Origin of the sequence: Polaribacter sp. SA4-10 (assembly GCF_002163835.1) — a bacterium.
Classification (GTDB): Bacteria; Bacteroidota; Bacteroidia; order Flavobacteriales; family Flavobacteriaceae; genus Polaribacter.
This window is the reverse complement of sequence record NZ_CP019331.1, coordinates 1,741,141-1,760,892: the sequence shown is the minus strand read 5'-3', so window position 1 is coordinate 1,760,892 and position 19,752 is coordinate 1,741,141. Positions and strand designations below refer to the sequence as shown.

Sequence of the window (19,752 nt, the reverse complement as noted above, 5' to 3'; positions counted from 1 at the left end):
AAGCGTTTAAATATAAACGAAAAACATTAAATGATAAAAAAAGTAGTATTTATAATTATTTTTACAACGATACTATCTTGTGAAGATAACACAAGAATTAATGATTGTTTTATGGGCATATCTGTGTCAGAAGTTTTAAATACGAGACTTCCAAGCTATCAAAATTTAACAATAAATGGTACTAGTGACACCTATTTAATTAACGGTAGGTCAATTTATATTATAAGAAATAATGCTTCAAACTTCGTAGCTTTTGATTTAGAATGTCCTGATAGAACTTGTAAAACATCCTTAGATATTTCAAACTTACCAACTATAACGTGTATTTGTCATAATAAAAACTATAATTATTTAGAAGGTGGTAGGTTAATTGGAGAAGAAGGGTGTGGTATGCTAATGTATTCTGTTAACTTAATTAGTAATGATGCAGTACAAATAAGAAATTAATTTTATAGATTAGTTAAAATGAGTTGTGTATTTTTGCTAAAACACAACAATATTCAACGTGAAAAACTATTTTTCTTCAGATTTTAAACTAGGTGTTCTAGGTGGTGGACAATTAGGTAGAATGCTTTTAGCAGAAACTCAAAAATTAGACATTTATACCAGTATTTTAGACAGTAATAAAAATGCACCTTGTGCAGCAATTTGTAACAAATTTATTGTTGGAGATTTATTGGATTTTGATGCTGTTTACAGTTTTGGAAAAACAGTAGATTTACTTACCATAGAAATTGAAAATGTAAATATCGATGCGTTAGATAAATTGGAAGAGGAAGGTTTAACAATTTTTCCGAAGCCAAAAGATTTACGTATTATTCAAAGTAAAGCAAGACAAAAAAATTTCTATGTAGATCATCAAATTCCTACAGCAGAATTTTCTCATTATGCCTATTTAGAAGAATTAAAACATTCTTATGAAAACAATATTGTAAACTTTCCTTTTGTTTGGAAAGCTGCACGTTTTGGGTATGATGGCACAGGAGTTAAAATTGTTAGAACTATTGAAGATCTAGAAAATTTACCAAATGTAGAATGCATTACAGAAAAACTAATTCCGTTTAAAAATGAATTAGCAGTGATTGTAGCAAGAAATGCAGACGGAGAAGTAAAAACATATCCTGTTGTAGAAATGGAATTTCATCCAGAAGCAAATCAAGTAGAATATGTAATTTGTCCTGCAAGAATTGATTTTAAAGTTGCAGAAAAAGCGAGAGAACTTGCATTAAAAGTTGTAAAAGAGTTAGATTTTGTGGGCTTATTAGCTGTTGAAATGTTTCAAACAATAGATGATAAAATCTTAGTAAATGAAGTGGCTCCAAGAGCTCATAACTCTGGGCATTATTCAATTGAAGCAAGTTATACAAATCAGTTTGAACAACATATTCGTAGTATTTTAAACCTTCCTTTAGGGAATACAGATAGTAAAGTTGCTGGAATTATGGTAAACTTGGTTGGTGAAGAAGGTTTTTCTGGTGATGTAATTTATCAAAATATAGAAGAAATTCTAAGTATTGATGGGGTTACGCCACATATTTATGGAAAAAAAGAAACACGCCCTTTTAGAAAAATGGGACATGTTACTATTGTAAATAGTGATATTGATAAAGCGAGAGAAATAGCACAAAAAGTAAAAGAAACAATTAGGGTAATTAGTAAAAATAATTAACAGTGAACAGTAGTCGGTTATCAATGATAACTGATTATTGATAATTGAAAAAATATGGTAGGAATAATAATGGGAAGTGATTCTGATCTTCCAATAATGCAAGAAGCAATTGATATTTTAGAAAGTTTTGATATTCAAATAGAAGTTGATATTGTTTCTGCGCACAGAACTCCAGAAAAATTATTTGAGTACTCTAAAAACGCTCATAAAAGAGGCGTAAAAGTAATTATTGCTGGTGCTGGAGGTGCTGCTCATTTACCAGGAATGGTAGCTTCTATGAGTCCGTTGCCAATAATTGGAGTTCCTGTAAAAAGTAGAAATTCTATAGACGGTTGGGATTCTGTTTTATCAATCTTACAAATGCCTGGTGGTGTACCTGTTGCAACGGTAGCTTTAGATGGTGCAAAAAATGCGGGTATTTTAGCTGCACAAATTATTGGAGCTTCAGACAAATGTGTTCTCGATAAAATTATTGTTTATAAAGAAGGTTTGAAATTGAAGGTAGAACAAGCTTCTAAAAGAGTTAGAAAATAGTTTGCTACTCACAATAAAAAGATAAAAAACGCTCTCTATAAAGCGTTTTTTATCGTGGTAATTAAAATAGCATTTTTTTAAACTATTAATGGTAACTACAAGTAGATATCGTAAGCTGTTTGTTTATAGGTTAGTGGCACTTTTTTGTTATAGGCAGCTATTTCAAAGTAAAACTCACTTCTCTTTTATCGTAGTTTATAATTTAATTCATGGTATTCACATCATGTAAATGCACACGTGCCTCTCCAATTAGTGGAAAGTTGTTAGCGAGTTCTTTTAATTCATATTTTAAAAATGGTTTGAGTTAACCAAGAACTTTACACGCTAATTTTAAAACAACAGAAAACTTAAATTTCAGTATAAATACTGACTTTTTTTAATGTTAAAAACAGGTTCTTTGCATTATTGCATTGTGTATTAATACATTTTGTAATAGAGAACTTCCCCCACACCTTTAAATAAATGAATCAAACTGAATTTATTTAAAGTTAACTTATAAATATATTTTATACTGGGGCCCATGAATTTCTTTAAAAAAAACACGCTTGTAGCGTGTGTCTTATTTGCTACTCAATTCGTACATTCACAAAATGCCATAACCTCTTCAGGAGGTGAAGTTATTAGTGCTGGCGGTACAGTAGTTCACACTATTGGTCAAGTGTTTTACGCCAATTTAACAAGTGACAATGGTATTACAATTCATGAAGGGTTACTACAGCCCTATGAAAAAAAAACCTATACTTTTAACACTGCTTGGTCACCAATCGACCCTACTGCTCTTTCCTTTGCAGAAGATGCCATTGTTGTAACTACAGGAGATGTTACCTTTTCTAATAGCAATACTTACTTCGATACTTTAACGATTGACCCTGGGGCTTCTTTAACAGTAGCTGCCGGTGCTATGATATCTGCTAATAGTGCTACCACATTAAATTCAACATCGAGTTCCTTCTCAAGTCTAATTGTTAAGGGCTCCATTAATGGTACGGTAAACTATAACCGCTACACTGCATTAATTGGCTCAGCAGAGGGCGGTACAAACGATTTAATTTCATCGCCAGTTGTAGGTCAAGTTTTTGGAGCTTTTGCCACTGCAAATACAAATTTAGCAGCTTCCGGCAACTTAAGAGCTTTTGCGCCTTATAATACAAGTGCTGGAGCTTATCAAAATTATGATACTGCTAACAATGCAAACACAATAATATCGTCAGGTATAGGATATAGAGCAGCCACCACAGACGGCAGCACGTTAAAATTTACGGGAACCGTAAGTACAGCTGATGTAAATGTATCGATTTCAGATGACAGTGCAGGAAATGCATGGAACCTTATAGGAAATCCATATCCTTCCTACATTGATTTTAACAGTTTCTTTACTGATAATAAGGGTCAATTTAACACTGACGGTGAATACCAAGCCGTATATGGTTATAATGGTGACGGTACCTCAAATGGTTGGACGGTCTGGAACTCAGCCACCATAGCAGATCCCGCGATTACAGAATTAATAGCACCAGGGCAAGCCTTTTTTGTAAAGGCTAAAACAACAGGAGGTAGTGTTACATTTACAACCGCCATGCAAACCACAGGGAATGCAGATGATTTTATTAATGGAAAGCAAACAAATTTGGAGGTTGCTTTATGTAAGGTTCGTTTAAGCAGTGGAACTGATAAAGCAACTACCGATATTTATTTTATAGAAGGCACCACTAGAGGTTTAGACATCGGTTATGATGCCGCTACGTATTCTCAGAGTTCTTCTGGTTTTTCAATCTTCTCTAATCTGGTGGCTGACAATTCAGGCTCAGCAATGGCCATACAAAGTTTAGACTATGCAGATTTTAATGATGTGGTTGTGCCTTTAGGTATACATGCAAAATTAGCAGCGTTAACCATTAGTATAGATGCGCTTGCTACCACTTTACCAGCAGATATAAATGTGTATTTAGAAGATCGAGTAACAAACACTTTTACCTTGTTAACTAACAAAGAGTACACGTTTACACCTTCGGCAGATTTAGAAGGAGCAGGACGCTTCTACCTACATTATACCGCTAAAGCTTTAGACATAGAAAACAATAACTTTAATTATATACAGATTTATACTACTATTTCTCCAAGAGAAATCATGATTAAAGGAAGCTTAAACTCAGATGCTACCGCCGTTTTATATGATGTAAATGGCCGTTTAGTATTAAGCCAGAAACTAAAACAGACAAGTACTACGCATCGCATAGATGCATCAAGACTTAGTGTTGGTTTGTATCTTATAAAGGTATCTAATGATCAGGAAGTGAAGACTCAAAAATTATTTATTCAATAGAAAACAGCATGAAAGAAAACACAGATAACGACCTTATTTCTCGCAAAGAAGCGGTGTTAAAAATAAGTAAATACGCAGCATTAACCGCTTTGGGTACTTTAATAATTTTAAGTCCACAAAAAGCACAAGCAGGTTCACCACCAGAAGCAGGTGGCGATCCTTTTTAATTAAAATTACAAGAAATTTCTAGTACAATAACATCGTAAAAACAGCTCCATAAATAACTATAAGGAGTATTTAAAACTCTAAGAAAAATCATGAATAAAATAAGATTCACACTTTTAGCAGCCCTATTAATTACAGTAAGTATTTTTGGGCAATCACCAGAACAAATAAGTTACCAAGCGGTTGTACGTGATGCCGCTAATGCCATTGTTGCCAACCAAGTTGTAGCTATGAAAATAAGTGTTTTGCAAACCACGGAAAACGGAACAGCAGTTTATGAAGAATTACAAACACCAACCACCAATGCAAATGGTTTATTAAGTATTTATATAGGTGCAGGGACTACACTTAGTGGGGTTTTCTCTAATATTGTTTGGTCTACCGGATCTTACTTTGTAAAAATAGAGATCGACGCAACGGGGAATGGTCTTTACACAATTACAGGTACCACCCAATTAGTAAGTGTGCCGTATGCTTTGTATGCAAAAGCGACTGCTGCTGGAACATTAACAGGAACTGCCTTAAATGCAACTGTAATAGGTTCCTCTTTAACCTCCGTTGGAACTTTAACCGATTTAACCGTTACAGGGACTTCAGAAACAGGCTTGGTTAAAATTACAGGAGGTTCACCTGCTGTTGGTAAAGTATTAAAATCTGATGCAGATGGTTTAGCAAGTTGGGAAGTAGCACCTGAAGGGCAGTCTTCTGGTACAACAACCGGAGATATGCAATACTGGAACGGTACAGCATGGGTAGTGGTAGCTGCTACACCAAATGAAGCCGCTACACTACAAATGATAAGTGGCGTGCCAACTTGGGTTGGAGGAACACCACCACCACCACCAGCAGTTGGTGATGATTTTCAAGGAGGAAAAATATTTTATATATTCCAAGCTGGAGATACAGGTTATGTTGCAGAAGAAACACATGGTCTAATTGCTGCACCTTCTGATCAGTCTGCCCCTGGTGTTACGGATTGGTTCAATGGCTCAGGAGATTTTACTCTTCGAGGTACTTCTACGGCATTGGGATCTGGAAATGCAAATACCGATGTAATAGTTGCTCATCATGGAACTGGCCCTTATGCTGCTTATTTATGTTATAACTTAACAAGTGATGGATATGATGATTGGTATTTACCTAGTAAGGATGAACTTACTAAATTATACGAGAATAAAGCGGTTATTGATGGAATGTCTGGTAGTGTATACTGGAGTTCCAGTGAACGTCAAGCAGACCAGGCCTATGTAAGAGTTTGGACTGGATATGACGGGTATGACACGAAAAATAGATTGCGTACCGTACGTGCTATACGATCATTTTAACTATTTAATTATTTAATTTAATGCCGCGTAAGCGGTCGATAATAAAAAACACAAAACCACGATCACTTTTAAAAATGTGGTCGTGGTTTTTTTATGTTTAATAAAAATAATTACCGGTCATTACAAGGGAAGTATGACCGAAGTAATCTCATGAAGCCATACAAAAACAAAATAAACGTATTGAGCATATGCCAAAACCTAGTGCAGCAGAAAAGCATTTTTTTTAGAGTTCTTGTTATGCGCCTTGCAAACGATATCGTTTTCAATAACACGCATGCAGCCCAAAAATATTTAGGGTAAAGCAGATGGTAAGATTAACGTTCGTCTGCTTTAAAGGCGCCACGCATGTGCAAAATCCATTGTGCTTCATTCAGCGGCGAAACTCCTTTATAGCTTCTAATTTTGTCTGCGGTAGTGGTGGTTTTTTGATAGCCATCAAGTTTTAGTTTCAGGCGTCCTTTTCCGGAGGTAGTGGCATTAAATTTTATGGCATAATTCATCGCAGCAGTAACAGATACGCTTCCGCGCATCACAAAAAAATCCTCCTCAAAAACGGGCGCAGCGATTGTTGCCTGCATTTGATTTAAATCACTAGAAATAGGTCCTAATAAATCTTGATTTGCTTTAATTTCAAAAGCATACATGGGTTCTAAAAGTGTAGACCCAGCATTTTCTATTCCCCTAAGGACGCCCATCGGTGTTGCCAATAAAAAATCTCCAGGATTTGAGTGCACCGTATGTTCAGAGCCTTCGATAAGTGTAATGGATATATCGGTAACTTCATACCCGTGAATGCCCTGTTTTAAAGACCAAGGAATGGCGCGTTTAACTTCATTCAGATATTTAGTGCTAATATCAGTTGTGCGTACGTTCGATTTAAATGAAACGCCACTTCCCAAGGGTGCCGGTGCTATTAAGAAAGTCATAATTGCCCAACATGGCTTTGGCATCCAATAGCGCACATAGCCTTCTGCCGCTTTGGTAGGTGTTTCTTTATAAATTACCTTGGGTTTGTGAAAGCTTGCTTCAATGCCCCATCGTTGACTTAAATTTTCTTTGAGTACTTCTGTTTGAATGGGACCTAAAATTTTTAAGTGAAACTCTTTTTCTTCTTTAAACCATTTGAAATCTAATATAGGATCTTCAATATTGAGAATTTCTAAAGCTGCTCCTAATTTTTGATATTCTTGAATGTTGGCGGCAATTACCTGCACGTCTAGCACCGCCTCACTAATTTTAGCATAGTGATCTTCTAAGTTTTCTGTACCTAAAACATCTCCAGGAAGTATCATTTCTGACGTGGTGATTACTCCGATTTCTCCGGGATGTAATGTTTTAATTTGGACTAAACTGCCAAGATGCCGTTTAAAAATTTGATTAATTTTAATGTTTTTATCGAGCTGTTGCGATCGAATAAAGTCTTTGCTTTTTAATGGGCTTCCGTAAGATTTTATAGCGGCCAATCTTCCTTTTTTTTCATCAAATGTTACTTTAAAAACTTTTGCAGCTGCCGTTGGAAAGCTATTTTTTGGTGCTGGTATTAATGCTACAATGTTGTTTAATAAGGCTTCGATGCCCAAGCCTAATTTTGCACTTCCAAAGAGCACCCCATAAAGCGCTCTTGCTTTTATTTGTTGTTTTCCTTTCTCTAAAATAGCTGCTAAATCGCTGGTGTCTTCTTCGAGATATTGCGCGAGAAAAGAATGGTCACAGTCGGCTAGGTTTTCTAGAGAGCTGTCTAGTATTGTAGACGTTATATGCGCATCACAATTTATAAAAGGCACCAATTTAGGCGCGTCTGGAAGTGAAATGTCTGGATAATTCAGGGCGAAAAGCTTTGCACCCAAGTCTTTTTGAAAATCTAAAAAAACGGCATCGATTACAACGCCAGCGCGGTCTATTTTATTAAAAAAAATAAGGACCGGTAGTTTGCGTTCTGTCAAGCTTTCCCAGAGGTTTAGCGTATGTGCTTGCACGCCTTCCTTTGCAGAAACTACCAGTATTACGGCATCTAAGATAGAAAGAGATCGATCTACCTCCGCAGAAAAATCGATATGGCCTGGAGTATCTACGAGTTGAAACAAACGCTGTTTCCAAGTAAAATGAACAGCAGCGGATTTTATAGAAATTCCTCTGCTTTTCTCCATGGTTAAGCCGTCTGTAATTGCCGAACCTTTATCTACACTTCCCAATGCTGTTGTGCTTCCTGAATGATGCAGTAGTGCCTCGGTAATTGAAGTTTTTCCGGCATCTACGTGGGCTAAAATACCGATGGTTATTACTTTTTTAGGAGACGACATGTTTTCTGAAGCTGTTTATTTTTAAAGATTTTGTTGTTTTTGCGTTGGCTTTTAATGGACGTATCTTGTGCAGGTTAACCCGCGTTTTTATGCATTAGAAAGTTGCATTTTAAAGCGTTAAAGTTAATAAATAAAGTACAGATAGCAAGCCGGCAAGTAGCAAGCGCTTTTAGTTTTGTAAGTGTTTGAGAACTAGTACGTCATTTTACCTTTGGTTGCAATTGCCTTTTTTTGTGTTTCATTTAAAAGAAGAAAAAGGATAGGACGCTTCCGCTAAGCGCTTTTATTCTTTATACCTTTGGGTCTTGAAAGTACAAAAGCATTCCGTAGTATGAAAATAACCAATGCCTATCAAAATAATCTAAAGAACACCGATGTACTTATTCCTTTAGGCCAAATAATCTATCTTAAATAAACTTTTAAACGCTTATTATTCTTTGTAATTTTGTTTTAGAAACAGAAAGCAATGATTGTACAAGGAAATATAGTTGACATACAGCACAAACGAATTTACAAAGGAGAAGTTTACGTTGAAAACGGGAAAATTGTTTCTGTAAAAGAAACAAATCACAACCAAGAAAATTTTATACTTCCCGGTTTTGTAGATGCACATATTCATATAGAAAGCTCGATGTTGGTTCCATCAGAATTTGCTAAAATAGCGGTAATTCATGGAACCGTTTCAACGGTTTCTGATCCGCATGAAATTGCCAATGTTTTAGGTGTAAAAGGAGTTGATTTTATGATTGAAAACGGAAAAAAAGTTCCGTTTAAATTCAACTTTGGAGCACCAAGTTGTGTGCCTGCAACCTCTTTTGAAAGTGCTGGCGCAATTATAGATGCGGATGATATTAATTTAATGATGGAAAACCCAGACATTAAATATTTGGCAGAAATGATGAATTATCCAGGTGTTTTGTTTGATGATGAGGAAGTGTTAGCAAAAATAAAACACGCAAAAAATAATAATAAACCAGTAGATGGTCACGCTCCAGGTTTACGAGGAGATGATGTTACCAAATATATTGCTGCAGGAATTTCTACAGATCATGAGTGTTTTACTTATGATGAAGCGTTAGAGAAATTGCAAAAAGGAATGAAAGTACTTATTAGAGAAGGAAGTGCCGCAAAGAATTTTGAAGCTTTAATAGCTTTATTACCACAACATTTCGAAAATATGATGTTTTGTTCAGATGATAAACATCCAGATGATTTGTTGGTTGGTCATATTAATCAATTGTGTGAAAGAGCAGTAGCAAAAGGAATTGATGTTTATAAAGTATTACAAGCAGCTTGTGTAAACCCTGTAAAGCATTATAATTTAGAGGTTGGTTTGTTGCAAAAAGGAGATGCTGCAGATTTTATTTTGGTTGATAATTTAAAAGAATTCAACGTTTTAGAAACGTATATAAACGGTGAGTTAGTTGCTAAAAACGGAGAAAGTTTTGTAAAATCGGTTCCTTTTGAAGTGTTGAATAATTTTGATACTGATATTAAGAAAGTAGAAGATTTTAGATTCATATCTACCGCTGAAAAAATTAGAGTTATTGAAGCTTTAGATGGCGAATTAGTAACCAATCAAATAGCAGTAGATTCTTTAATTATAGATGGGAATTTAGTTTCAAACACTGTAACGGATGTTTTAAAAATGACCGTTGTAAATCGGTATAAAAATGCGGAACCTTCCATTGCTTTTATTAAAAATTTCGGAATCAAAGAAGGCGCCATTGCAAGTTCTGTTGGTCATGATTCTCATAATATTATTGCGATTGGGGTTTCTGATGAAATGATTTGCAAAGCCGTAAATTTAATTATTGAAAACAGAGGCGGCGTTTGTGCAGTGACTTCATCTGAAGAAAAAATAGTTTCATTACCAGTTGCAGGAATCATGTCTGATAAACCTGCAGAAGAAATTGGAAAAGCGTATGCAGCATTAGATGCAATGGCAAAACAAATGGGAAGTACATTACGAGCGCCTTATATGAGTTTGTCTTTTATGGCGTTGTTGGTAATTCCGTCTTTAAAGTTATCTGATAAAGGGTTGTTTGATGGAACTTCCTTTAAATTTACTTCTTTGGAAATTGAATAAAACGCATCATTGTGAGAATGCTTTGTCATTCTGACGTTAGGAAGAATCTCATTTTAAAAAAGAAATTTCTCAATTGCTTAAACAAGCTCATTTCGAAATGACAATAGTGCTTTGTCATTCCTTTGAAAAAAGGAATCCATATGAAGTAGATTTTGAGTGCTTTTTTTTAGTGAAAACAAATAGTTAGCAAGTAAATAAGTATAGCCCTGAATGAAGCCGTTCAAACATCTTTTGATATATTGTTATTTTAAACAAGCGTCACTACTAGGAACGAAGTAATCTCTTTCGGATTTAGAGATTTCCACAGTTTACAAAAAAGTAAACTTCGCAATGACAGTAATAAAAAGATATAGCGGAAAGCAGGGAAAAACTTAAATTCAACAACAACGTTTTTTTTATCATCAAAAATCACTTTTTTTTAGTAAAAATAGCAAGTTAGCAAACAAGTATAGCCCTGATTGAACGGTTTGTTTGAGTGTTTTTTTTTATGCTGAAATAAATTCAGTATAAGAAAAAAGCGAGTAGTGAAAGCAGGAAATAGCTTCTAAAACTCAAACTCAAAAACAGCATCTTCTTCATTATCAAAAATTACTTTTTCACCAATATATTTAAAATTAAGGTTCTTTAATAATTTTTGAGAATTCTCATTATTTGGTTTTGTAAAAGCATACACTTTTTTCTGTTTAAACGTATTGCGTACATATTCAATAATTAATTTTGTGGCTTCAGTTGCATAACCTTTTCCTCTAGCTTCTGGTAAAAAACCATAACCAATATCTACATATTCTAATGCATCTCTTTGCAATGCTGTAGAAACACCAATAGCTTCGTTGGTTTCTTTTAAGAGTACCGTAAAAAACCCTAATCCGCCTAATTTTGAATTTTCTGACTTCATTTTCTCTAAATAAGCGGCAGTTTCATCAACTGATTTTAAATTCTTATCAGAAATAAACTTTATCCAATCTGGGTTGTTAAACAATTCAAAATAAAAAGCAGCATCATTTATTCTAATATCTCTAATGATAAGTCTTTCACTTTCTAATTTCATTCGATAAAAATAAACAGATAAAATTAAAAATGTACTTTTGTGCAACTAAAATTTTAAAATGAGTTTACAACAAGATTTAGAAAGTAGAAGTGGAAATAAATGCGAATTATGCGCATCAACTAATAATTTATCAATTTATGAAGTGAAACCAACATCTACAGTTGGTGGAAGTGGAGTAGATGGAAGCTTGTTAGCTTGTGAAACTTGTATAACTCAAATAGAGAACCCAGAAGAAACAGCTGCAAATCACTGGCGTTGTTTAAATGATTCTATGTGGAGCGAATTTAGACCCGTAAAAGTGGTTGTTTGGAGAATGCTTTCTCGTTTAAGAAATGAAGGCTGGCCAAAAGACTTGCTAGACATGATGTATTTAGAAGATGATGAATTACGTTTTGCTAAAGAATCTGGAGATCATTTAGATGAAAGTGAAAAAATTATTCACAGAGATGCAAATGGCGCTATTTTACAAGCTGGAGATTCTGTGGTTTTAATAAAAGATTTAAAAGTAAAAGGTTCTAGCTTAGTTGCAAAACAAGGAACGGCAGTTCGTAGAATTTCTTTAGATCATGAAAACGCTAAACATATTGAAGGCAAAGTGGGGCCAACTCAAATTGTAATTATTACAGATTTCGTTAAAAAAATGGCAGAAAAGGAGTAGTTTTTTGTGAGCGTTACCTTTTAGGTCTCGCTTTATGCACTCGCTTTTTTGTTCTGCTAAATTTAAAACTACAGTTACCTCAGTTAGATAGTTTATTGCAAGAGAGCGTTTAAAATTTAGCAAAGATTCATCCAGTTATTTAAAAAAGGAATTCCAGTAACCACAAAATAGAGACTTCCCATAAGGATATTGGTTAAACACTAATTGTATGTTTTAAACAAAAAGCATTACATTTATAGAATTAGTGTTTTTATAACCCTTAGTATAAATAAATATCAATTAAAATTGATATTCTACATATGAATAACTTTAAAAAAAAAATACAAGGACTTGGAAGCGTTGAAGGTTTTGAGGTAAAGAGTCATAGTTTTCTGTTATTTTTAATTGGTCCTACTTTATTTATTTATTCGTATTTTATTAATAATTATGGGGATGAAACTTTAAGAATAGAAGGAGCCAGAGAAGTTTCTGCCTTGCTGTTTTTAATAGCTAGTATACTGCCTTTTATTTTTAAAAAAACTATAAATTCTTTTTACGGATGGATTGTCTTTTTATTAATGTTGGGGTTTACACATTATTTAATAATTAACTTACACCTTAATAATTTTAGCATTCGATTTATTTTAGGATTCTATGCAGTCGTTTTTGGATCTATTATATTGTTTAGTACAAGAATATTTGTGAATATTTATTTTGTGACTGTATATGCGCATTTATTGCAAAAATTAATGATATCTGAAGTAGATGATATCACTTATAAAACAATTTTAAGCTCTTTTTCTTTAATATTTGTTTTTGGTATGATTCTTCTAAATAACGCTACTAGGTATAGGGAATTTCTTTATCGCAATAATAAACTCTTAGAGAAAGGCAAAATTAAAAGAACTTTAGACTTAAAAAAAAGAGCGAAAGATTTAGAAGAAAAAAATGAAGATTTAGAAGATTTTGCGCACGTAGTTTCCCATGATTTACGGACACCGTTAAGAAACACATTGGCCTTATCTAATTGGGCCAGAGATGATGTAAGAAATAATAATATGACTAGCCTTAATGAACACTTAAGGTTATTAGAAATGCAAGTTGTTAAAATGGATTCTATTTTAGAAGGGGTTTTAAATTATTCTTTGCAGAATAAAGTTTCAAATAGCAATGAGGAGGTAGATACAGATCTTTTAATAAAAGACTTTATCCTTTTAAATAAAAAAAATAATTGTAATATAACAGTAAAAAAGAGGCTTCCATTTGTGAAAATTAATAAATCTCAAATGAGTCAAGTTTTTCAGAATTTAATTCACAATGCAATTAAATATAATGATAAGGATGTTTGCGAAATTGAGATTGACTTTACTCAAGATAACAAGTTTTATACTTTTTCAGTAAAAGATAATGGTATTGGGATTGATAGTAATTATCATGAGAAAATATTTGAATTATTTCAAAAATTAGAAATAAAGAAAGGGGTAGATTCTACAGGTATAGGTTTGTCTTTAGTAAAGAAAATAATTAGTAGAAATAAAGGCAAAATATATTTAGAAAGTAAGGTCAATAAAGGAACTACTTTTTATTTTACGCTACCAGTTTAATTCAACATTCCCTCAAGTGTATCCTTTAATTCTTGCAAACCAATTTCAGTAATAGCAGATATAAATATAGCGACAATACCTTCTGGTAATTCTACTTTTATTTCAGTTTGTAGCTTCTCATCTAACCTATCTGTTTAAGAAATCGCTAATAATTTGTCTTTGTATAATAACTCAGAGTTCTGTTTTTTTAGTTCATCGAATAAAATTTCATATTCTTTGTTGCTATCATCACTATCGGTAGTACCTTCAATAATTCCAGCGATATTGGCAATTACAAATATTTGTTAACTTTTATGTACTGCAGTTCCTAAGTTCGGTTATAAGGTTGTAAAAGCATAATCTGTAACTTTAGGTTTTGCAGATGTTAAAACTGATTATAGAGTTCCTTTACTTCTTTACTTCTTTACTAAAGACATAAAAGTGAGCATCCTACTCTTACTAATTTTTTAGATACAATTTTCAAAAGAGTGTTTCTTTCCTTTATAGAGATTAAGGGAAGCTTATTACAACATTTTTTGTTGTTTTTTATAAAAAGAATCGGCTTGCAATTTCATTAAATCGCGAGCCATTTTTTGTTTATAGGCATATAACTCTTCCTCTTCGGTAATAGTATTATATACTTTTTTGTTGATGTTTATATCTGCTTTTAGCATTTCTTCTCTTTGCTGTACTTGTTGTTGTACCCAAGTTTTTACAGCGGTTTCATTATTTTCTAATTTAAAATCATATTCACCTCTTGGTGAAATTAATTTTGCAAATATTGGAGATGTTTCAATTGCTAAAAACAATAAGAAGATAAAGAACGATGGCAACCACGGTAATTTACCTAAAGCATTTATTCTTGCCATTAAACCGTCAAAATTTGCAATGATGGGTTGTGTTTTTGTTTCGTATACTTCTTGTTTTTTTTGTAAGTCTATAATTGCTGTTTCCTTGGTGCTTATTTTATCTGCATTGCCTTTTTTAAGTTGATTCAATTCTGCTAAAGTAGCATCATGTTTTTCTCTTTTTTCTTTGTAAACTGGTCCTTTTCCTAATAATTTTGTTCCTTTTCTGCCTTCTGCTTCAGAAATATACGTTTCATACAAAGCATTCGTTTTTGCTTCTTGAGTTGTAATTTCTTGTTTCAATACACCAATTTCTGAATTTATCTTAGAAATTTCAGGCGTAAATTGTTCCGCAATCTGCGTTTTATTATCCAACTTCATTTGGTTTTTTTCTGTCAATAAAACCTGATTTATTTCCTTCTCAAATAACTTTAATTCTAAAGGTTTAGAAATAACAATCGCAATAATAACTGCCAAAATAATTCTTGGTGAAGCTTGTAAAAACTCTTTCCATTTAGAATCCGATTTTTTAATTGTAGAAACAATAAATCGGTCTAAATTAAATATTAATAATCCCCAAATACTTCCAAAAAAGATTGCTGCGTACAAATTATCAAAAACAGTAAATAGTGCATAACTTCCAGCAATTGTAGCCATAATAGCGGTGAAAAATATAGTAGCACCAATACCAACATATTTATTTTGTTCGCCATCAGAACAATTATTTAGAATCGTTTTATCTACTCCAGAACAAGTAATAAAGAATTTTTTAAGCACGGTTTTCTATTTGGTTATATAGTTACAACGTGTTTGTACAGAATTTGTTACAAAAAAAAACATCGAAAGCTCGAAGTTTTTTTAGTTGAGGTTGGTTAGATTACTCTTTTTTACTAGTTATATAAACAGATCCAGTGCCATCTTTATTTTTTTTAACATCGACGCTTTTTATGTTTTCAGTGTTCAATTTATCCATTTCTTTTTTTGAAATTATCTTTCCGTCTAAGTAATAAGTTGGTTCCTTTTTTTGTTCTGTATCAATTGCTTTAACGGTAATTGTTTTTTTACTTGATATATAAACAGATCCAGAGCCATCTTTGTCTTTTTTAACATTTATACTTTTTATTTTATCAGGGCTCAATTCTTTCATTTCTTTTTTTGATGTAAGCTTTCCATCTATGTAATAAGTCGATTTTCCTTTTTTATCTGGATCAATTCTTTTAACAGTAATTGGAGGTGGAGGAGGTGGAATTACATCAAAAACATTCTCCACAGAATTTTTTTGTTTTTCAGACATTACTTTATACAAATACTGCATTTTTAGTACATCTTTCTGTTTAAACATTTTATCCTTTTTCCCTTTCGCTAATAATTTGTTGTATTCTCTTATTTCAGATTTTGTAGCAACTATTTTTTCATATTTTATTTCTACATTAGAAGGAATTGTGTCTTTACTTTGTTCTAAATTCAGTTCATTAACTTTTAGGTCAGAAATTGATATTGAATTTTCATTTTTTGCTTCAACTCTTTTAGCAAAGAGGAATATGAAACCTGCTAATAAAGGAATAATAGCGAGTTTTTTTAATACTATTTTTGAGTTTGAACTCTTTGTTGTCATCATTGTTAATCTTTTTTTAGTAAGTGAATAATTCAAATTACTGGCCAAGTAATATTCGTTGTTCCAAGCAGCTTTACCTAATAGTAAATGCTGGTATTGAGATGTGTTTTTATGTTGATTAATAACCTTTTCGTCGGCTATAAATTCATGGTTTAATTGTATTGCTTTTTTAAGAATGATAAATAATGGGTTTATCCAAAAAAGGATGAAAATAAATTCCATTATTAATACATCAATAGTATGTTTTTGAATAACATGCGTTAATTCATGTGTTAATAATTCAGGCTCAATTTTATCTGAAATGTATTCTTCTTTATTGATAAAAATATAGTTTAAAAAAGAATGTGTTAAGATTTTATCATCCACTAAAACAAGTGTAGCATAATCTAGTTTTTGATGTTGATTTCTTTTAATTTTAGTAATTATTTTAAACAAGTTTTTACCAAATCTAAAAGCAAAAACACTTGAAATTATAAAGTATATACTAGTTAATATTAATGTGTAATTTATGCTTTTTTCAATAGGAGTTTCTAATGTAGAAAAGCTCATTGAATTTGTTGATGTTACTATTTTAGGGATAGCTTCAATATAAATAATAAAAGCAGGAGCTAAAAAAGAAAACAAAACACTACCTAACAAAAAGAAACGATTGAATTTGTGCATTTTTTCGCGTTCTAAAACAAAGTGATAGAAAGCAAGCAAAAGCGCTAAACAACCAGCAGATTTTAAAAGATAAAATATCATTATTGTTGTTTTTTAATTTGATTGTCTATTATTTTTTTCAATTCCTCTAATTCTTCATTAGAAAGATTAGTTTCTTTTGTAAAGAAAGAAGCAAACTGACTTGCAGAATCATTAAAGAAGTTTTTAATTAGACCATTTACATGTTTAGAGAAATAATCTGTTTTCTTTATTATTGGAAAGTATTCTCTAGACTTACCAAACAATTTATAATCTATAAAACCTTTATCAGAAATTCTTTTTAGCAAAGTAGCAACTGTTGTTGTTGCTGGTTTTGGTTCTGGAAAATCTTCTAATAATTCTTTTAAAAATGCTTTTTTACGTTTCCATAAATATTGCATTAATTGTTCTTCGGTTTTAGATAATTGCATCGTTTGTCTTTTTTACTCTACAAACATAGAATAAAAAATTGAATTCTACAAACGTAGAGTTAAATTTTAAAACTTCATTGTAGTATATTTGCCCAGTTATAAAGAGAAAACGAACAGAAAAAAATGAAAAATAAGATTCTATTAATAGCAAGTATTGTACTTTTTAGTTCCTGTGCGACTAAAAAATTCAAAGAAAAATGGTTTGCAAAAGAAGCGCCAGTTACTTTTAAAGCACGATTTGAAACTACAAAAGGGAATTTTGATATTGAAGCAATCAGGGATTGGTCGCCAAAAGGAGTAGATCGTTTTTATCAGTTAATAAAATATGGATATTATGATGATGTTGCTATTTATAGGGTCGTACCTAGTTTTGTAGCGCAATTTGGAATTCACAATGATTCTTTAATTAATAAAAGTTGGCAAAAAGGAATTGAAGATGAACCAGTAATTCAAAAAAATGATGCAATGACACTTGCATTTGCAAGAGGAGGAATAGAAACAAGATCGAATCAGATTTTTATCAATTTAAAAGATAACTATCGTTTAGATAAATTAACTTATTCTGGTGTTTCTGGTTTTCCTGTAATTGCAAAAGTAATTGAAGGTAAAGAAAATGTGTTGAAATTTTACAATGGTTATGGCGATAATTTAGGGAGACAACAAGATAAAATTAATAAAGATGGAAATACTTTTTTAAGGGAGAAATACCCAAAAGTAGATTACATAATAAAAGCATATTTAATAAAATAATAAAAGCTGCATTTAATAGCTTTTATTATTTATTTTTTTTGTGTAGATATAAAAATTTGGATCTACTTTTATTTCTGATTTTTCAGATTCTAAATCCATTTCCTTCAGTTCTTCTGTAGGATAAATCCATTGTTCTTTATTATTTATTGTAACTTTTATTGGCATCTTAAAAGCAGCTACAACATTTGTCCATTTGTAATTTAAAACCTTGTTTTTAATAGAATATTCTAATGTTGGTATTTTAATATCTCTTAAATATTGATTAAAGAATGGCGTTAAATCAAAACCAGTTTCTGAGCTTAAAAAATCTTCAATTTGTACAGTTGTAACTGTTTGATGATAAAATGTTTTGTTCATTTTTCTTAAAATAGAACGCCATTTTTCATCGTTATTAATTAATTGTCTTAAAGTATGAAGCATGTTTCCTCCCTTGTTGTACATGTCTCCAGAGCCTTCTTTATTTACATCGTATTGGCCAATAATGGTGTTTTTATTTGCAATAGATTTCCTTAAACCTATTACATATTCTGAGGCTGCTTTTTTGCCGTAGTAATAATCTAAAAATAAATTTTCTGAGTAATTGGTAAAACTTTCATGAATCCACATGTCTGCAATATCTTTGTTGGTAATATTATTAGCAAACCATTCATGTCCAGATTCGTGAATTATAATAAAATCGAATTTTAATCCCCAACCAGTCTCAGACAAATCACGTCCTAAATATCCTTGCATATATTTGTTTCCATACGTAACAGAACTTTGGTGTTCCATCCCTAAATATGGCACTTCTACCAATTTATAACCGTCTTTGTAAAAAGGGTAAGGACCAAACCAATGTTCAAAAGCTTTCATCATTTTTGGCGCATCTTTAAAATGCTCTTTTGCTTTTTCTAAATTGTCTTTTAATACATAATAATCCATATCTAAAGGGCCTTTTTCTCCATAGAAAATTTCAGAAAAATGAGCATAATTACCAATATTTACATTTACACCGTAATTATTAATAGGATTGTCTACAAACCAATTATAGGTTTTTGTAGTTCCATGATCCTCTACACTTTCTAATCTACCATTAGAAATATCCATTAAATTACTGGGTACAGTAACACTAATTCGCATGTTTTCTACTTCATCATACATATGGTCTTTGCAAGGCCACCAGACACTTGCTCCTAAACCCTGACAAGAAGTTGCTATAAAATGATTTCCATTTTTATCTTTTTTCCATGAAAAACCTCCATCCCAAGGAGCTCTAATTGCTTCTTTAGGATTTCCTTGATAATAGACAACAATAGTTTCAGTCTTTCCTATATGTTGATTTTTAATCAATTTTATAAAATGTGCATTTCCATCATGAATCACTTTTAATTCTTTACCATCTTGTGTAACTTTTGTAATTGTTAAAGATGCTTGTAAATCAATTTGCATTGTTTTATAAGCGCTTAAAACTTTGTACTTAATGGTGTTTTTTCCTGAAATGTGTTTTTTATTTGGTGCTACTTTAACTTCTAAATGATAATAGGTTAAATCCCACCAAATTCTTTCTGGTGTAATGGTGCCTCTTAAACTATCTTGTCTTGTAAAGTTGCTTTTCTCACTTAACAATCCTTGAGAGTATGAATTTAAAGAACAGAGTATTGTAAAACAAATTAGAAGGTAAAAGCGATATTTCATGATGATTAAATGTGTTATAAATTGCTTTTTTTACTTGCCAAAATATTTTTTTGACAAGTTGCTTTTTGTAGTTTTTTAGA

Annotated in this window: 16 protein-coding genes; 10 read left to right on the top strand and 6 right to left on the bottom strand. The window is 32.0% G+C overall.

Annotated elements, in window-relative coordinates; translation table 11 throughout:
- Positions 1 to 30 precede the first annotated feature (30 nt).
- The 6 genes from BTO04_RS07665 to BTO04_RS07645 all read left to right on the top strand — a co-directional run bounded on the left by BTO04_RS07665 (position 31) and on the right by BTO04_RS07645 (position 6,016).
- Complete coding sequence (locus tag BTO04_RS07665) at positions 31 to 447, top strand: Rieske 2Fe-2S domain-containing protein (protein ID WP_087563944.1); 417 nt, start codon at positions 31 to 33, stop codon at positions 445 to 447.
- A 58-nt stretch (positions 448 to 505) separates the two neighbouring features.
- Positions 506 to 1,669, top strand: a complete 1,164-nt coding sequence (locus BTO04_RS07660; protein ID WP_087563943.1) for a 5-(carboxyamino)imidazole ribonucleotide synthase — start codon at positions 506 to 508, stop codon at positions 1,667 to 1,669.
- A gap of 54 nt (positions 1,670 to 1,723) precedes the next feature.
- Complete coding sequence (purE, locus tag BTO04_RS07655; protein ID WP_087563942.1) at positions 1,724 to 2,203, top strand: 5-(carboxyamino)imidazole ribonucleotide mutase; 480 nt, start codon at positions 1,724 to 1,726, stop codon at positions 2,201 to 2,203.
- Positions 2,204 to 2,723: 520 nt separating this feature from the next.
- Positions 2,724 to 4,526, top strand: a complete 1,803-nt coding sequence (locus tag BTO04_RS07650; RefSeq protein ID WP_087563941.1) for a T9SS type A sorting domain-containing protein — start codon at positions 2,724 to 2,726, stop codon at positions 4,524 to 4,526.
- Positions 4,527 to 4,534: 8 nt separating this feature from the next.
- Entirely contained in the window at positions 4,535 to 4,693 is a 159-nt protein-coding gene (locus BTO04_RS15335) for a hypothetical protein (protein WP_198342041.1), read from the top strand.
- Between the two features lie 90 nt (positions 4,694 to 4,783).
- A complete protein-coding gene (locus tag BTO04_RS07645; protein ID WP_087563940.1) occupies positions 4,784 to 6,016 on the top strand; it encodes a DUF1566 domain-containing protein in 1,233 nt (410 codons plus the stop codon).
- A gap of 314 nt (positions 6,017 to 6,330) precedes the next feature.
- On the opposite strand, the gene BTO04_RS07640 is transcribed toward BTO04_RS07645, so the two are convergent.
- Entirely contained in the window at positions 6,331 to 8,316 is a 1,986-nt protein-coding gene (locus BTO04_RS07640; RefSeq protein ID WP_087563939.1) for a translation factor GTPase family protein, read from the bottom strand.
- Positions 8,317 to 8,782: 466 nt separating this feature from the next.
- Here BTO04_RS07640 and ade point away from each other — a divergent pair, with 466 nt between their 5' ends.
- Positions 8,783 to 10,405, top strand: a complete 1,623-nt coding sequence (ade, locus tag BTO04_RS07635; protein ID WP_087563938.1) for an adenine deaminase — start codon at positions 8,783 to 8,785, stop codon at positions 10,403 to 10,405.
- A 544-nt stretch (positions 10,406 to 10,949) separates the two neighbouring features.
- On the opposite strand, the gene BTO04_RS07630 is transcribed toward ade, so the two are convergent.
- Entirely contained in the window at positions 10,950 to 11,453 is a 504-nt protein-coding gene (locus BTO04_RS07630; RefSeq protein ID WP_087563937.1) for a GNAT family N-acetyltransferase, read from the bottom strand.
- A 58-nt stretch (positions 11,454 to 11,511) separates the two neighbouring features.
- Here BTO04_RS07630 and BTO04_RS07625 point away from each other — a divergent pair, with 58 nt between their 5' ends.
- Positions 11,512 to 12,111 carry an alkylphosphonate utilization protein gene (locus BTO04_RS07625; protein ID WP_087563936.1) on the top strand — a complete coding sequence of 200 codons (600 nt, stop codon included), beginning with the start codon at positions 11,512 to 11,514 and terminating at the stop codon, positions 12,109 to 12,111.
- Between the two features lie 299 nt (positions 12,112 to 12,410).
- On the top strand, positions 12,411 to 13,694 hold the full coding sequence (locus BTO04_RS07620; protein WP_087563935.1) for an ATP-binding protein: 1,284 nt from the start codon (positions 12,411 to 12,413) through the stop codon (positions 13,692 to 13,694).
- A 503-nt stretch (positions 13,695 to 14,197) separates the two neighbouring features.
- Here the strand turns inward: BTO04_RS07620 and BTO04_RS07615 are convergent.
- From BTO04_RS07615 to BTO04_RS07605, 3 genes are all read right to left on the bottom strand, one after another.
- Positions 14,198 to 15,298, bottom strand: a complete 1,101-nt coding sequence (locus BTO04_RS07615) for a DUF4407 domain-containing protein (protein WP_087563934.1) — start codon at positions 15,296 to 15,298, stop codon at positions 14,198 to 14,200.
- A 100-nt stretch (positions 15,299 to 15,398) separates the two neighbouring features.
- Positions 15,399 to 16,880 (bottom strand): M56 family metallopeptidase, encoded by a 1,482-nt coding sequence (locus BTO04_RS07610; RefSeq protein WP_087563933.1) that lies wholly within the window; start codon positions 16,878 to 16,880, stop codon positions 15,399 to 15,401.
- On the bottom strand, positions 16,880 to 17,248 hold the full coding sequence (locus BTO04_RS07605) for a BlaI/MecI/CopY family transcriptional regulator (RefSeq protein ID WP_087563932.1): 369 nt from the start codon (positions 17,246 to 17,248) through the stop codon (positions 16,880 to 16,882). The genes BTO04_RS07610 and BTO04_RS07605 overlap by 1 nt, the downstream gene beginning before the upstream one ends.
- A gap of 123 nt (positions 17,249 to 17,371) precedes the next feature.
- On the opposite strand from BTO04_RS07605, the gene BTO04_RS07600 reads away from it, so the two are divergent.
- Positions 17,372 to 17,998 carry a peptidylprolyl isomerase gene (locus BTO04_RS07600; protein ID WP_087563931.1) on the top strand — a complete coding sequence of 209 codons (627 nt, stop codon included), beginning with the start codon at positions 17,372 to 17,374 and terminating at the stop codon, positions 17,996 to 17,998.
- Between the two features lie 12 nt (positions 17,999 to 18,010).
- Here BTO04_RS07600 and BTO04_RS07595 read toward each other — a convergent pair whose 3' ends face one another.
- Complete coding sequence (locus BTO04_RS07595; RefSeq protein WP_087563930.1) at positions 18,011 to 19,672, bottom strand: M1 family metallopeptidase; 1,662 nt, start codon at positions 19,670 to 19,672, stop codon at positions 18,011 to 18,013.
- Positions 19,673 to 19,752 lie beyond the last annotated feature (80 nt).